Annotated in this window: 15 protein-coding genes; 5 read left to right on the top strand and 10 right to left on the bottom strand. The window is 47.5% G+C overall.

The window, feature by feature from the left end:
- Positions 1-89 precede the first annotated feature (89 nt).
- From ACJJIQ_RS07090 to ACJJIQ_RS07075, 4 genes are read right to left on the bottom strand one after another with little or no spacing between them, the layout of a single operon-like run.
- Positions 90-1,130 (bottom strand): CobW family GTP-binding protein, encoded by a 1,041-nt coding sequence (locus ACJJIQ_RS07090; protein ID WP_445364135.1) that lies wholly within the window; start codon positions 1,128-1,130, stop codon positions 90-92.
- Positions 1,130-1,597, bottom strand: coding sequence for a Fur family transcriptional regulator (locus tag ACJJIQ_RS07085; protein WP_282933007.1), 468 nt, complete (start codon positions 1,595-1,597; stop codon positions 1,130-1,132). Before ACJJIQ_RS07085 ends, ACJJIQ_RS07090 begins: the two co-directional genes overlap by 1 nt.
- Before the next feature lie 3 nt (positions 1,598-1,600).
- Positions 1,601-2,110, bottom strand: coding sequence for a ZrgA family zinc uptake protein (locus ACJJIQ_RS07080; RefSeq protein WP_445364134.1), 510 nt, complete (start codon positions 2,108-2,110; stop codon positions 1,601-1,603).
- A gap of 9 nt (positions 2,111-2,119) precedes the next feature.
- Positions 2,120-2,482, bottom strand: a complete 363-nt coding sequence (locus ACJJIQ_RS07075) for a MerC family mercury resistance protein (protein ID WP_445364133.1) — start codon at positions 2,480-2,482, stop codon at positions 2,120-2,122.
- A gap of 124 nt (positions 2,483-2,606) precedes the next feature.
- On the opposite strand from ACJJIQ_RS07075, the gene ACJJIQ_RS07070 reads away from it, so the two are divergent.
- Complete coding sequence (locus ACJJIQ_RS07070) at positions 2,607-3,026, top strand: TraR/DksA family transcriptional regulator (protein WP_445364132.1); 420 nt, start codon at positions 2,607-2,609, stop codon at positions 3,024-3,026.
- 49 nt (positions 3,027-3,075) lie between these two features.
- Here the strand turns inward: ACJJIQ_RS07070 and ACJJIQ_RS07065 are convergent, their stop codons facing one another.
- Together ACJJIQ_RS07065 and ACJJIQ_RS07060 are read right to left on the bottom strand one after the other, a co-directional pair.
- Positions 3,076-4,326: an anthrax toxin-like adenylyl cyclase domain-containing protein gene (locus tag ACJJIQ_RS07065; protein WP_445364131.1), complete on the bottom strand. Its 1,251-nt coding sequence runs from the start codon at positions 4,324-4,326 to the stop codon at positions 3,076-3,078.
- Positions 4,327-5,058: 732 nt separating this feature from the next.
- Complete coding sequence (locus ACJJIQ_RS07060) at positions 5,059-5,964, bottom strand: LysR family transcriptional regulator (protein ID WP_445364130.1); 906 nt, start codon at positions 5,962-5,964, stop codon at positions 5,059-5,061.
- A gap of 345 nt (positions 5,965-6,309) precedes the next feature.
- Between ACJJIQ_RS07060 and ACJJIQ_RS07055 the strand changes: the two genes are divergently transcribed.
- The 4 genes from ACJJIQ_RS07055 to ACJJIQ_RS07040 all read left to right on the top strand — a co-directional run bounded on the left by ACJJIQ_RS07055 (position 6,310) and on the right by ACJJIQ_RS07040 (position 9,992).
- On the top strand, positions 6,310-7,191 hold the full coding sequence (locus ACJJIQ_RS07055) for an LLM class oxidoreductase (RefSeq protein ID WP_445364129.1): 882 nt from the start codon (positions 6,310-6,312) through the stop codon (positions 7,189-7,191).
- 3 nt (positions 7,192-7,194) lie between these two features.
- A complete protein-coding gene (locus tag ACJJIQ_RS07050) occupies positions 7,195-8,013 on the top strand; it encodes an SDR family NAD(P)-dependent oxidoreductase (protein ID WP_444927987.1) in 819 nt (272 codons plus the stop codon).
- Between the two features lie 33 nt (positions 8,014-8,046).
- Positions 8,047-8,892 (top strand): enoyl-CoA hydratase/isomerase family protein, encoded by an 846-nt coding sequence (locus ACJJIQ_RS07045; RefSeq protein ID WP_444913179.1) that lies wholly within the window; start codon positions 8,047-8,049, stop codon positions 8,890-8,892.
- A gap of 89 nt (positions 8,893-8,981) precedes the next feature.
- Positions 8,982-9,992: a zinc-dependent alcohol dehydrogenase family protein gene (locus ACJJIQ_RS07040; RefSeq protein ID WP_445364128.1), complete on the top strand. Its 1,011-nt coding sequence runs from the start codon at positions 8,982-8,984 to the stop codon at positions 9,990-9,992.
- Between the two features lie 154 nt (positions 9,993-10,146).
- On the opposite strand, the gene ACJJIQ_RS07035 is transcribed toward ACJJIQ_RS07040, so the two are convergent.
- The 4 genes from ACJJIQ_RS07035 to ACJJIQ_RS07020 all read right to left on the bottom strand — a co-directional run bounded on the left by ACJJIQ_RS07035 (position 10,147) and on the right by ACJJIQ_RS07020 (position 15,054).
- Positions 10,147-10,482 carry a DUF6488 family protein gene (locus ACJJIQ_RS07035; protein ID WP_445364127.1) on the bottom strand — a complete coding sequence of 112 codons (336 nt, stop codon included), beginning with the start codon at positions 10,480-10,482 and terminating at the stop codon, positions 10,147-10,149.
- 45 nt (positions 10,483-10,527) lie between these two features.
- Positions 10,528-11,076 carry a hypothetical protein gene (locus ACJJIQ_RS07030; RefSeq protein WP_445364126.1) on the bottom strand — a complete coding sequence of 183 codons (549 nt, stop codon included), beginning with the start codon at positions 11,074-11,076 and terminating at the stop codon, positions 10,528-10,530.
- 64 nt (positions 11,077-11,140) lie between these two features.
- Positions 11,141-11,836: a HupE/UreJ family protein gene (locus ACJJIQ_RS07025; protein WP_445364125.1), complete on the bottom strand. Its 696-nt coding sequence runs from the start codon at positions 11,834-11,836 to the stop codon at positions 11,141-11,143.
- Between the two features lie 62 nt (positions 11,837-11,898).
- A complete protein-coding gene (locus ACJJIQ_RS07020; protein WP_445364124.1) occupies positions 11,899-15,054 on the bottom strand; it encodes an efflux RND transporter permease subunit in 3,156 nt (1,051 codons plus the stop codon).
- Positions 15,055-15,057: the final 3 nt, after the last annotated feature.

Genomic DNA, 15,057 nt, shown 5'->3' with positions numbered 1-15,057 from the left:
ACTTTACGGAATACGGCCGCGAAAAAATGACCGAATTTATGCAAAAATTTCTAATAAGCCAGGCCAGATTTGAATACCTGGCCATATAGCTATTTGGATTCGTAAAACACTTTTGTTTCGGTACCCTGGTTATCCGCCAGGGCAGCGATCCAGGAGCTCTCCATTGCATCCCAATCCAAACGCGCTTGGTTAATCGCCTCTACCCGGCTTTCCAATATGTCATCCAGCTCTAAAACTGTAAGCACTTTGTCAGCCTTATTAAATCCAAATACACCTTGCTCGGTAATAAATACCCCCTTGATTCTCTCAGCGTCAGTGCCACTGAATAGTGAAAAGAGCGCATCATAATCAAATATAAATTCAGGGCTAAAACGCCAGCCACAGCTGTAGTATCCCTCTCCGCTATTCTCTGAGCGGAGATAGCCACACTCCGGTAATAGCTCAACCTCATCCACCGCCTGGGTTACTGAGTGGTGGTGGTCACTCCCTGACGAGACCTGAAAACTGCAGGGCAGCTGGAGCCAATCCAATTCGATACGCCCCTGCTCCACCACTTGCAGCGGTTTTTCAGCGCCCTCACCTAAGAACGAGAGAAATCGCTGAAGGTTTTGCAAGTCTTCGGGGCCGTAGAGATCAGACTTATTAGCCACTACCAGATCAGCAACTTCTAATTGCTGCCGAAAAGTCTCACTACTTAAGTAGCGATTATCTTCAATACAGCGAGCATCGACCAAAGTTAGCGTACCGCGAAGGTCCAACACACCGCCGCGCACTGCATCAGACAAAGCCGCCAGCACCTCTCTAGGGTGCCCCAGGCCCGTCGGCTCAATTATTAATCGATGGGGCCTGGCCTTAGCCAATAACTGGTTTAAAGCGACCTGCATCGGCAAACCAGCAGCACAGCACATACAGCCGCCAGGTACCTCTCGAATATAAATATTGCCTTCCTGTTCTGGTTCAAAAAGTGCGCCATCAACGCCCACTTCTCCAAACTCATTGACCAGAACAGCCCAGCGCTCATCAGCGGGCTTACTTTCCAGGAGATGCCGGATAGCCGTTGTCTTGCCGACGCCCAAAAAACCAGTGATAACGTTGGCAGGTACCCCGCGTATTAACTGACTAGCTGCCACTAAGCTGCATCCCGGCTGCACTCATCACAAACACAATCCAGCTCCAATTGGGATGTCTGGAGATGATATCCAGCACTTTCAACCGTATCCCGCAATGCATCAATGACTTCGGGCCTAATGCCAATTTCCCGCACTTTGCTACAGCGATTGCAGATTAAAAACTGTGGAGTCTGGTGGCTGTGGTCACAGGCAATATGAGCACAGGCCAGGTACTTGTTTTCTGAATTGAGTTTGTGAACCAGGTTCTCTGCCGCCAGAAAGTCCAGCATTCGATAGACTGACATGGCGGGAATTGAGTCGCCAAAGTCACCATTGTAATGCTCCGCTATTTCATAGGCAGAGAGCGGAGTTTTTGACCGCAACAACACGGTAAGAACGTTCTTACGCTTTTCAGTCAGGCGGGCACCTGAACTGCGACAGGTTTGTTCCGCCACACTCAGGGTCTGTTTGATTTGGGATGCTTTCATAGCCTATTTCATTTGCAATTTGTTGTCTTTACCAGTGAGCAGTTCAGCCCCCTGACGACCGGAGCTGATCCATTGCACTGCAATCCCATGAATACCGGGAAACCTCTCAAACAGGGTAACAATGACACTGTTGAACTCTGCCAGATTATCACACTTGAATTGGTAACTAGCACGGAAACCACTGTGCACCGAGTTGTCACTGGTAACTTCTGCGCTATATGGCGCTTTAACTTCCACACTTAAGGGTTTGCACTGGGCACCGACAAACTCAAGAAAATGATCTGGCTTGGATAGCTCGTGAGCAACCTGCTCTAACCGCTGCTTTTGAACATCGCTACGTGGCGCATGCTCAAATCCCACTAGATCGACTGTGGGTGACTCCAGCTCGACGATGATTTTGTCTGCTTCGGCCACCAGGTACATCATCGCCTTACCGTGAACATGACTTCCCATTTCCCCAGCGACTGGGCCGGCCCAAAACAACGCAACAAACAATGCTCCTGCAAGTTTCATGACCCTCACCTACTCGACTAAAGCATCCCGATAAATCAAGCGCAGGTTTACCCAGTGGGCAACAATCAATAAGCCTGCACCAAGAACACTGGCAACTAGCTCCCATACTCCCTCGATATATAGCGCACCAACCAACAGCAATGCCCCGGAGAAACCAACAATCATTACCGCGTAGCGCTGATGGCGCCGGCAAGAGGCTGGGAAGCTGGCCAAGGCCAGAATTACCACAGGTACAAGCAACAGCAAGTGGAGAAACTGGTCCTCTTGTAAAGCACCCAATATCCCCAAACCTCCCAATAGCGGTAACAAAGGAGTCAAAAGACAGTGCAGCAAGCAAAGCCCAGAAGCCAAAATTCCTAAAGTATCTCTCACAACAATCCTTTTAATCTACGAGAACCCAAGACAACCACATACACTTCAATCAACTTAATGATATGTTATATCATAAATTTAATATTTCAAGTCAACACGAGCTATGCAACAGGGGATTCATGGAATGCCAAAAATCGGTGAACAAGAACTGCTGGGGATGCCTGCATCAGACTATATGAACGAAAAGCAATTACTCTTCTTCAAACAGCTTCTGATGGAATTGAGAAATGACCTGCTAGCCGAGCTTGCACACGGGCAACAGGCTATTGCTACCACGAAACTTGCCTTAGCTGATGACCTGGACCGGGCGACCGCAGAGCAAGAGAACCAGCAACATCTGCGCTTTACCGGTCGAAAGAACCTGCTGTTGAGAAAGATCCAGCGGGCTCTGGAGAAAATAAAAGATGGCAGCTACGGTTACTACGAAATCAGCGGTGACCCTATCGGGCTGCAGCGACTATTGATAAGACCCACCGCAGAGCTTTCCTTTGAAGAGAAAGCTCGCCAGGAAATACTGGAGCGTAACTACAGTAAGCGAAGATAAGGGTCACCTTCTAAGAGACCACTAATATTTCTTTCATACAGCCCGATAGTTACGCATTGTACCAAGGTGGGACGATCCACTGACCAAAGTGCCAGTCGCGAGGTACAAACCTTCCGTAGCCTTGTCCCAATCGGTCTGGCTTATTATTGGTAGGGTTCATTGCCCAGCCCTCTGCCAGAGTGACATTGACACCATTTATTCTGCACATTGCTATAAGCTCTCTGAAAGCCTGCAAAGTTTGAATAACCACTTCACTGCGAGCAGGAGTAAATGCAATAAGGGGTAAATCTATGTCGTTCACATATGGGCGTGCGGCTTCATCACTGTGCCATAGTACATTTCTTCTGGGGAATGGCCCCCAATGCCCAGCTCCAGCTCTCGGGTTGCGAATGCCACCAATAGTGGAATTGAGTGTCTGGCTTACTTCATAAATCCGATTAGTTATATTTCCCAGCTTGGTGCCTTGCCTTTGGGTAGTGAAATTTCTCTCTAATTGGGTTTCGATATGCTGACGCTGCGACCAAGCTTGAGCAGTGCCGAGAATACGGCGATCATCTCCATATCGATCAAACTTCTTTGCGCCCCGCTTAAATGGCCAGATAGCAAACAGATCATAATCTCCAGTAATCGCATTAAGGGGGTGCTCATTACGAAAATGACGATGCTCCACGGGGTTGGTCATTGCCAGTAGCGGCTCATACATATCCTTGTACTTAGTGTCATACTGAACAACAATGTTGCCACGCTCCTGAATAAAGCCTGACTGCCTACTTTTTTCCTTATCGACATAGACACCCCACATGTCTCCCAAGCATGTGTTAACCCTGATAAGTGAGTAATGGAAAGTAATGCCACTGAGGTGGTTAGCTACTCCTTCGTAACGATCTTGAGTTTTTCTTGTAACATTGATCTTTCCGTTCTGAATAAGCCAATCAACCCGTTCCTGATGTAAGCGAAGTGGTGTTGTTGATGCAGTCCATCCTGCGCCAGAGTTGTTATCAGTGAATGCCTCTTGATGCTGAGCGCGGTTATAGCCCGCTTTTCTCATCCCGTGTTTATTTAACCGGGGGTCTCGTAAGACAAAGCCTGCCATCGGCCCCCAATCACATGACTTCCCATGAATCCTAAAGCCCTTTGTGTCATATCCCTGCTCAAGCAACTGTGTGCATGTTGGCCCGGTTGCGCGAACGATGATAACGCAACGGTGAGAAGCAGCCGTTGCCTTAAATGCATCAGCGTGACTTGCCGGGCAGCCTATAAGGTTTTGGCGCAATGCAGCATTGTTAAATATAAGGTCCATGTATTAACTTCCTGTTTCGGGGCAGCCTACATATAAATTTCGATTAGCTAAATAAATGCTATTTATAGAAATTTATTACGATGAATGTAAAACTACTAAATCTATATTTTGTGCCTCTAAAAATAAGCACTAGTCCAATTACTATTATCAAACACGCCAAGATAAAGATTTTGCTCACCGCCCTTAACCCTGACTTATTTATAGGCCTGCATCTGTGAACACAAACTGAATTAATCTTTTGAATCCAATTAATAAAGCCAAATTCTCAGGAAGCTTGGCTTGAAAAATACCTTACACAAAATTCATACGTAAAGGAAAGACTACAGAAATACCAAAGTCCGTAGATCGTATTACCTAAAGTATCCAAAAGATTCCCAGTTTGCCCTAAAACTAAAGACTACACGCAGTTTGCAGTGCGGCCTTTAGGTTTTGGGCATATTTTTTTAGATTTTGGCCTTTTAAATTGAGAGGGGCTGGTTTATACAACTGAAGTATCACTACTAGACGTAAAAGATATCCTGTAAATGGATATATTCTTAACAGATTGAGAATTTACTAGATTAGAAAAGGGAGGCCGCATCAAGCCGTGAATTATTACCTGAAAAAAAAGACCTCTAGCAGGGCACCGAGATCTTCCCCCTTAAGGAGCGAAATTAACCTACCTATCCTATGCAGAACAGAGCTTGTACAAACCCATGTAAAATGGAATCCTTTTGATGAAGCAACAATCTACTATTCCCAAACCGGCGGTTTTCCGATTTTCTCAATCAGGTAGTCAATAAAGACTCGCACTTTAGATGTCAGAACATTGGACTTGGGGTATACGAGCCAAATGGCTGATTGATCATCTATATAATATTCTGGCAGCACTCGAACCAGGGAACCCTCCAAAATTTCTGCTTTGATATTCCAGACAGAACTCATGCAAATTCCCACCCCTGCTTTTGCAGCGATACGCATGCTGGCACCATCATCACAAGTCACCCGAGATTTGCTGTTTGAAGGTGGGAATTGATAAGTAGTCTGATCGCTCGCAGATATGAGTTTCCTGGGTTTTGAATTGATAAAGGCCAAAAGTTGATGCGCAACTAGGTCTTCCGGCTTTTCGGGAACACCATATTTTTTCAAATAACTGGGAGAAGCGCATAGAACTAGCTTGTCATCCGCAAGCTTCCTACCAATTAAGCTGCTGTCTTCAACCGCATAATTGCGCAGCGCCAAATCAAAGCCACCCTCGATAAGGCTGACTTGTGTGTCTGAGAGCTTCAGCTCAACATTGACGCCAGGGTACCTTTCCAGGAATTCAGGCAGGATAGGCGCGATAAAACGCTGAACGAAAGTGCTCGATGCCGCAAACCTGAGTGTTCCGCTCACGGAGGAATTTCCACGCCCCAGCGCAGCAAATGCCGCATCCTCTTGTGCGATGATCTCCCGGGCAAAAGGCAGGAACTCCTCCCCCTCTATGGACAGTGAGACCTTGCGGGTAGATCGATGAAAAAGGTCCGCCCCCAGCTGAACTTCAAGCTTCGACAAGCGGGCGCTGGCTACAGAGGGAGCCAATCCAAGCCTTCGCCCCGCAGAGCTTATATTCAGCATCTCTGCGGCCAGCACGAATAGCCGAACCCCATTTGTATCCACTTATTATCTCCAAAAACCGAATTCTAATTCCATTTATACGTCGTTTATACACCAATTCCAATGATTTAGTCTTGAATAATAGATCGAGCCAGTACTGATTGACGACTGGCCTAGGCTTTGTGGGAGATAAAAGATGCATGTGCGAGTGTTTATGAACGGCGGCACAAAAAATGGCCAGGCCCAATCCGCTGATAGTGATCTAGTTAGCACCTTTGGCCGCCAAGCCTCTCCTATCCGGTAAGCATAGGAGCTACCTCAGTGCACTCTCAATACCAAGCTCAAGGTGGCTCTTTTGCTAGTATCAATGCCGGTTACAACGCTGTATTTAGGCCAGGTAAGCTCACGGTGGGACTTGTGGTTCCCATAGAGAATTACGCCACGAATCCGGTTCCAACAATGCTTAATCATGTTGAAAAGGTTCGACTTGCGGAAGAACTGGGGTTTAGTGCGATTTGGCTTAGAGATGTCCCCTTCAATGTGCCTTCTTTTGGCGATGCGGGTCAAACTTTTGACCCATTCGTCTACCTTGGGCTGCTCTCAGGCCAGACATCGAAAATTGCCCTCGGCGTAGCCAGCATCATTTTGCCCTTACGTCACCCAGCGCATATCGCAAAAGCTGCTGCCTCTGTTGATCAAATCTCAGGCGGGCGCTTAATTCTAGGGATCGCCAGTGGCGACCGTCCGGAAGAATATCCTGCGATGAATGTTTCGTATCAGGAGCGAGGGAAACTGTTCCGGGAGAGCTATAAATATATTCGCCGTGTAGCAGAGCCCTACCCCCAACTTCAGAGTTACTTTGGAGCAATTTCGGGCGATCTGGACATATTGCCCAAACCAGAAAAAACAAAGCTGCCTTTATTGATAACGGGCTCCTCTCAGCAGTCCCCAGACTGGCTCTTTAACAACGGGGATGGTTGGATCACCTATCCTCGCCCACACATCACGCAAAAACAATTTATTGGCCAATTGAGAGATAACTCTGCCATTGACAAGCCAGTGATGGAACCTCTTTATATTGATATAACTGAAACTCCGGATGCCCTACCACACCCCATACACTTGGGATATCGACTGGGAATTAACCAATTATACCAATACCTTAAATCGCGAGAAGAGATCGGAGTTAACCATGTTGCTCTTAACCTCCGATTTAACCGGGTAAATATTGAAGAAACACTTGGAGCAATTTCGGAGTTAATTCTCCCACATTTTAATGAAAAGGAATAACAAATGCGAAAGACCATTTTGTTGACAGGCGGTACTGACGGTATCGGATTAGAAACTGCAAAAATACTGGCAGCAAAGGATCATACTTTGCTCTTACATGGCCGCAGCGATACAAAACTAGAAAGTGCAAAAGAAGCAATAAAGCAAAGCTACCCCAAGGCCCACATAGATACATTCCTAGCAGATTTATCCAATTTATCAGATGTATTAGCACTGGCCTCAATGGTAAAAGTTCAATATTCAAATATTGATGTTCTTATCAATAATGCCGGCGTATTTAAAGTACAGAACCCAATAACCGACACGGGTTACGATGTTCGTTTTATCGTAAATGCTATTGCCCCCTACTTGTTAACGACACAGCTATTGCCGCTGTTTAGCGCCAATGGCCGCATTATTAATCTATCCTCTGCAGCGCAAGCAACTGTGAACATCGAAGCGCTCAAAGGCCACCAACAAGTATCCGACAGCGACGCTTATGCTCAAAGCAAATTGGCTCTCACCATGTGGACCTTCCAGCTAGCCCAATCACTTGGTAACAAGGCCCCGCAATTTATCGCAATCAATCCCGCCTCATTTCTGGGTAGCAAAATGGTGAAAGATGCCTACGGAACTCAAGGGAAAGACTTAAGTATCGGCGCCAACATATTGGTACGGGCGGCACTCGATGATGAGTTCTCAAACGCTAGCGGTAAATACTTTGACAATGACATAGGCAATTGGTCCCAGCCGCACCCAGACGCGCTTGATGTGAAAAAGAGAAAGGTACTTATTGAAGAAATTGAGAACACTCTCGACAAACTCGGCATTAAAAATACCTAAGACGTTAACGTATTCAATTAAAAGGAATTCACCATGAAATATGAAGGTTTTACCACATTCACGGCGAAGCAAGATGACGGAATCCTAACTGTGACATTTGACTTTGGTCCCGTGAATGTCCAAGGGCAAGAAATGCTGGCCGACTTAAACAGCCTGGCAATGCGCCTGGAACGGGATCGAGAAACCAAAGTCGTTGTGTTTCAGTCGGCAAATCCGGAAGTTTGGGTATGTCATTACGATACTGAGTTACTGAAAGATATGTCTGACGAAGCTGTATCTCGCGAAGAAGCCCAACTATTGGATTTACAGGCTATCTGTGAACGCATCAGTAAGGTGCCCCAAGCAACGATCGCCAAACTAGAAGGCTTCGCTAGAGGTGGTGGCCATGAACTGGCCTTGGCACTCGATATGCGTTTCGCAGCCCGAGGAAAATATAAATTCATGCAAATGGAAGTGGGTATGGGAATCCTCCCCTGTGGGGGAGGCGCATCAAGGATGGCTCGGCAGACAGGACTGGGTAAAGCGCTGGAGATTATTCTCAGCGCCCGTGATTTCGATGCTGACGAAGCGGAAAGCCTCGGCACAATCAACAAAGCACTAGAGCCAGATGAAATTGGCGAGTATGTCGATAGCCTAGCGAAGAGAATCGCTCAATTTCCAGCAGAATCAATCAATGCCTGTAAGCAGGCGGTCTATGAGTCCATCGATAAACCTATCGGTGAAGCGCTAAAAGCGGAGGCCTATTGGCTGTATCAAGCAACCAGTAAAACACCTGCGCTAAAACGCTTCTCTATCGCAGATGAACAAGGGTTGGAACACGATATTGAAAATCAGCGGAACTGGAACCAACTGGTTATGGATGTACAAAAAATAAACTAGCAGTAGCAATTGGGCATTCGATGATTTACAGACTGCGATGCCCTACTTACTTCGGACACTTAGACAAAACTCTACAGAAAGTACACTTTTTGGGAATCAAAATGAGAGCAATGATTGTAAATACCTTTGGCGGCCCAGACGTATTTGAAGCTGCTGAAGTACCCAAGCCGACCACCAAAGTTGGCCATGTGCTGATTAAAATATCAGCAACCAGCGTCAATACCGTAGATACCATGATTCGCCAAATGGGACCTGCATTACCCCTTTCACCGAAAGCCCCGGCAATATTGGGTATGGATTTCGCTGGTGTTGTTGAAGAGATTGGCGAAGGTGTAACCGATTATCAAGTGGGCGATGAAGTCTATGGCTGCGCAGGTGGACTGGCTGACTTGCCGGGAACATTAGCCGAATATATTGTTGCAGACGCGAACTTAATTGCCCTGAAACCCGAGAACCTGACCATGCGGGAAGCAGCAGCTTTGCCCTTAGTAGGCATAACCGCCTACGAAGGGTTACAGCGTGCGGGGGTTAAGCCTGGACAAAGTGTTCTTGTTCACGGTGGCTCGGGCGGTGTGGGTCATATAGCTGTACAACTGGCTCGTCACTTTGGTGCTAATGTTTACTCAACAGGTTCCGGAGATCCTCAACTGGCGATGATTGAAAAACTGGGGGCAACGCCTATTAACTACCGGACTGAATCGGTTGAGTCATATGTACTGAAGTACACCAACGGAGCAGGCTTCGATATGGTATTCGACTCCGTCGGCGGTGCAAATATAACGAACTCTTTTGAGGCAGCAAAACTCAACGGCCAAGTAGCTACTACCGTTTCCATGGTAGAACTTGACCTGATGCCTGCTCACTTTAAAGGCTTGTCTTTGCATGTCATTTTTATGTTAATTCCAATGCTACACAATTATCACCGTGAGGAACACGGACATATTTTAAAAGCACTAAAAGCCATTACTGAAGCAGGCGATCTCAAACCTGTGCTTGATGAAACTTCCTATAGTTTGTCTGATATTGGCAAGGCCCATGAGCGGCTGGCAAGTGGGCAAGCTATGGGAAAAGTTGTTGTAAGTATTGAGTCAACTGAGTAACTGGCAAATTGGATAGTCACCTCTATCAACAGGGTTTATTACCAAATCTACCTACTTAAGAACACAAAAAAACAGCTATAACTCTTGCTCGAGCCATGCTATTAAAATAATAGGTAGCGGCGAATCTGCCGCTACCTGAACATAAACCTATCAGTTAACGATTCACCACTTCGAAAGAAAGAAAATATCCTTCAGCACTCAGGAAGACTTGCAACTGCTGGTTCAAAACACCGCTCTGCTCTTTCGCTGTAACAACCCACTGTCGCTGGTTATCAACACGCTGTATTGCAGCATTGAGTGGCATGTCGGCCCAGGACTTGTTGAGCTTGCCCTCTTTGATTAGGCGAGCCACTTCCTGGCTGGCGATGCCCTTAGCTTCAGCCATCGATACGGTAGCAAAATTGTCTCTCTCGTGATCACCATGGGCGAAAGCAAGATTTGGGAAGCCTAAGGTAACTGATACACAGATGACTCGAATAAGTTTGTTCATAATGCTCTCTTTCTTCTCGGTTTTAGCGAATGTTGATAAAAAACGTTACTGTTTGAGTCCAACAACCTCGTAGAACCCCTTTGTTTTTAGAGTGATCTTCACAGATTCCTGACCGTTATTCTTCCAATACCAGCCATGGGAACCATCAAAAGGCGTAGTGAGAGAGCCACTCATTTTATTTGCGGTAGCAATAGCAAAGCTCTCAAAGTAGCCGGTAGTATCGCCTGTGGGTTCGCCGTGAAAATCAAAGTAAAGTTCACCACTCTCCGTTACCCACTCATATTCCAGATGGCCGTATTTATCCAATTGAAATTTGTATTCAATCCCACGGCCAGCGGGCACTTCAATAGTTGTGGTGTCAGTCCGATAAGCAAAGGTCTGCTCACCGCGCTGCACTATTTCTGGTACAGCAATTCTCTGCTCTTGACTGTTTAATTCAGTCAGCCCCAGTGCTCTGCCAATTCCAGTAGGATCTATATTATATTCAGCTGGCAGGATTACTGTGGTCAACATAATGGCTGCAAGCACGCCAGCAGCAAGTGTGGATTTAATCAGCGTTTGTGCAGTCTGCACTGGCATTTCAGTTGTATTCATTCTGTAAGCTCTAAATCTGTGTTCTTTCTGTTCAATTAACTTTATAAAGTCACTTTCTGGCTATCTAACCTACGAAGTAGCCTGTCATCTGGTAACCCACCAACATCAGTCCACCACTCATTAGCAAGGTATTTGTCATGGTGGAAAAGCGCAGGAAACTGTCAAAGCGACGCCAATAATTGATGGCGAGAAGAATAAACAGCAACGCAACAAACTGACCAATTTCTACTCCGACATTAAAGGCCAGGATATTCTCCACCAACCCATCGCTGGACAGCTTGAATTCCTGTAATTTGGTTGCCAAACCAAAACCGTGGAAGAGCCCAAAAATCAGTACGGCAGCCTTGGTATTAGGCTGGAAGCCAAAAACCCGTTTGAAGCCGCCGAGATTATCGAAGCCTTTATAGACAATGGATAATCCAATAATGGCATCGATCAAATAGGCATTCACATGGGTGTCGTTTAGCACTCCAAATAAAAGGGTCAAGCTATGACCGAGCGTAAAGAAGCTTACGTAGATGAGAATATCTTTTGATCGATATAAAAAGAAAATGACTCCCACCAGGAACAGCAGATGGTCATAGCCAGTCACCATATGCTTGGCGCCAATATATAGAAAGGGAATAATAGATACCCCTTCATTGCCGGCAAGAAAAGTCTTGGTAGCATCGTCCACCCCATGGGCAAATAGCGGCATGGATATCACCATGCCTGCTATCAGCGTCATCAGGCCGAAAACTGTTTTTAAACTATTATGCAACGTTACTATCTCCCATTATTAAAGTTCTAAATTTTTGTAAGCCAGAGCACACACAGGCCCAGTTAACTGGCTCCAGCCATAGCCACTTCAGGGTTATCTTGTAAGCTCTCCAACTTGGCATTCCTGCCATGTAAAATTCTGTAGAGTGCCGGCAACACTAAAAGTGTCAGGATTGTTGATGAGACAATACCGCCAATAACCACCGTAGCCAGTGGGCGCTGTACCTCAGAACCAATACCAGTATTCAGGGCCATGGGCACGAAACCGAGTGAGGCAACCAGTGCGGTACTAATGACCGGACGTAAGCGGATCAGTGCGCCCTCAATAATGGCCTTTTCTATGCTGTAACCTTGGTCTTGCAGGTCGCGAATAAAGGAAACCATCACCAGGCCGTTAAGGATGGCAATCCCGGAAAGTGCAATAAAACCAACGGCTGCGGAAATGGAGAAAGGGATATCCCGCAACATTAAAGAGAGCACACCGCCGGTTAATGCGAGGGGTATACCGGTAAAGATAATTGCCGCATCTTTTATGGAACGAAGCGCTAGCAGGAGAAGCCCCATAATTAACACAAGGGTCAGCGGCACTACAATCGATAAGCGTTCAGTAGCAGACTGTAGCGCCTGATAAGTTCCGCCGTATTCAACCCAGTAACCGGGTGGTATTTCCACTTTATCGGAAACGGACTGCTGTACATCAGCAACAAAGCTACCCAGGTCCCTACCCCGCACATTGGCCGTTACCACTACCCTGCGTTTACCGTTCTCGCGGAAAACCTGATTGATACCGGCAGTGAGTTCCAAGCTGGCAATTTCCTCCAGGGGCACATAATTGCCATTGGGTCGATAAATCGGCAGTTTCTTTAGCGCATCCAAATCCTGGCGCAATACCTCTGGCAAACGCACAACAATATCGGTGCGGCGGTCTCCTTCATAAAAGCGGCCAGCAACCGTACCTCCCAGGGCGGTTGCCAGCTGCTCCTGTACCTGATTGATGGCCAGCCCATACTGGGTTAGTGCGGCCTGGTCAGGAACAATGGCGAGAACCGGTAAACCGCTGGTTTGCTCCATCTGTATATCAGCAACGCCTTCTACACTGCCTATAGCCGCTTCAATTTCACTGCCCAAACGCTCTAATTGCTCGAAGTCATCGCCAAAGACTTTGATCGCCAATTCCGCGCGTACCCCTGCTAAAAGCTCGTTAAAGCGCATCTGGATTGGCTGGAGAAATTCATAGCGGTTGCCGGGAATTGGCTCTACCAGCTTTGCCAACTCTTCTACCAATTGCTCTTTTGGCTTATCCGGATCTGGCCACTGAGACCTGGGTTTCAGGATAATAAAGTTATCGGCAACACTTGGGGGAACGGCATCGGTAGCCACTTCCGCAGTCCCAATTTTGGCGAATACACGCTCCACCTCGGGCAACTCTTTAATCCGCTCCTCCAGGGATTTTTGTAGTACAATCGCTTGTTCCAGGGATGTGCCAGGAATACGCAAGGCATGCATGGCAATATCGCCTTCATCCAGATTCGGCACAAATTCGCTACCCATTCTGCTTGCCGTATAGCCGGAAACCAACACCAGTAGCGCAGCAATAGCGACAACTGTGCCACGCTGGCGCAGTGCAAACTCTAGGGCCGGGCGATAAAAGCTATTCAGCTTCTCAAGTGCAGGGTTTTTCTTTTCGATCACCGGTTTGCGGAATAGCAGCGCTATGCCGGCTGGCACCAAAGTGATGGAAAGAAACATCGCAGAAAGCAGCGCAATCACCACGGTGATAGCCATTGGATGGAACATCTTGCCCTCCACTCCAGTCAGGGCAAAAATGGGTAAATACACGGCTGTGATAATGAACACACCAAACATGGCCGGGCGAATCACTTCCCGCGTCGATTGAAATACCAGGGTAAGCCGTTCTTTTAGATCTAACTGGCCACGCTCGCGGGCGGATTCGCTAAGGCGTCGCAGGCAGTTCTCGACAATAATGATGGCCCCATCCACCAACAAGCCAAAGTCCAGCGCCCCCAGACTCATCAGGTTTGCACTTACGCGGGCCTGAACCATGCCGGTGATGGTCATTAACATGGCCACCGGAATTACCAGTGCAGTGAGAATTGCTGCGCGAACATTCCCCAGCAGCAGGAAAAGAACCGCGATGACCAGCAGCGCACCTTCCATAAGATTGGTTTGGACCGTGCGCAATGTCTGGTCAACCAGACCGGTACGATCATAAACCGCAGTCAATGTGATACCTGGTGGTAGACTCTGTTTGATATCCTCTAACTTTTCACCAACTGCACCTGCAACGGTGCGACTATTTTCGCCAACCAGCATGAAAACGGTGCTCATCACCACTTCCCTGCCGTTCTGAGTAGCCGCCCCGGTGCGCATTTCGCGCCCCTCTTCGATCTTGGCCAAGTCGCCAAGGCGAACAGCAACACCATTCACTTCCGCAACCAGGAAATCCTTCAGTGTCTCTAACGAGCTTGCCTGCCCCGGAACCCGCAACAACCACTGGGCGCCACTGTGTTCAATAAAGCCTACACCGCGGTTACGATTGTTCTCCTCGATCGAGCGAATCAGGTCTTCCTGGGTCAGGCCGAATGCCAGCAGTTTCTCTGGCTCTATAGCAATTAGAATTTCTCTCTTGAATCCGCCGATCGGATTGACTTCCACCACACCAGGTACACGCAGTAACTGCGGGCGTACAATCCAGTCATGCACCGAACGCAAGTCCTTAGGTGTTACCGCACTGCCATCAGCATTGGTGGCTCCGGGTTCGGAGTCCACTGTGAACATAAAGATTTCACCAAGACCTGTGGCGATGGGTCCAAGCTCCGTCTCCAAACCAGCAGGCAGTGCGCCACGTACACTAGTGAGCCGTTCATTCACTAACTGACGGGCAAAATAAATATCGGTGCCATCTTCAAAAATCACCGTAACCTGCGACAATCCATACCGCGAAACGGAGCGTGTATAAGCAAGGCTCGGCAAACCAGCCATTGCATTTTCCACTGGGTATGTAACCCGTTGCTCAACTTCTTTAGGGGTATACCCCGGTGCCTCCGTATTAATAACCACCTGGATATTGGTGATATCCGGTACCGCATCAATGGGCAGCCGGGTGAAATTCCAAATGCCCAAACCGCACAGTAAAAGCACAAGGGCAATAACCAGCCCGCGATTTTGAATTGAGGTTCTTATCAAGTACTCAAGCATGTC

Source organism: Microbulbifer maximicatervae (SeqCode) (assembly GCF_052468295.1).
Note: the sequence above shows the minus strand (reverse complement) of the source record. Positions and strands in the feature narration are given on the sequence as shown.

Coding starts and splice junctions, on each gene's coding strand:
- ACJJIQ_RS07085 (WP_282933007.1), bottom strand. CDS start 1,597: ATGAAAGCATCCCAAATCAAACAGACCCTGAGTGTGGCGGAACAAACC.
- ACJJIQ_RS07080 (WP_445364134.1), bottom strand. CDS start 2,110: ATGAAACTTGCAGGAGCATTGTTTGTTGCGTTGTTTTGGGCCGGCCCA.
- ACJJIQ_RS07070 (WP_445364132.1), top strand. CDS start 2,607: ATGCCAAAAATCGGTGAACAAGAACTGCTGGGGATGCCTGCATCAGAC.
- ACJJIQ_RS07065 (WP_445364131.1), bottom strand. CDS start 4,326: ATGGACCTTATATTTAACAATGCTGCATTGCGCCAAAACCTTATAGGC.
- ACJJIQ_RS07050 (WP_444927987.1), top strand. CDS start 7,195: ATGCGAAAGACCATTTTGTTGACAGGCGGTACTGACGGTATCGGATTA.
- ACJJIQ_RS07045 (WP_444913179.1), top strand. CDS start 8,047: ATGAAATATGAAGGTTTTACCACATTCACGGCGAAGCAAGATGACGGA.
- ACJJIQ_RS07035 (WP_445364127.1), bottom strand. CDS start 10,482: ATGAACAAACTTATTCGAGTCATCTGTGTATCAGTTACCTTAGGCTTC.
- ACJJIQ_RS07030 (WP_445364126.1), bottom strand. CDS start 11,076: ATGAATACAACTGAAATGCCAGTGCAGACTGCACAAACGCTGATTAAA.
- ACJJIQ_RS07020 (WP_445364124.1), bottom strand. CDS start 15,054: ATGCTTGAGTACTTGATAAGAACCTCAATTCAAAATCGCGGGCTGGTT.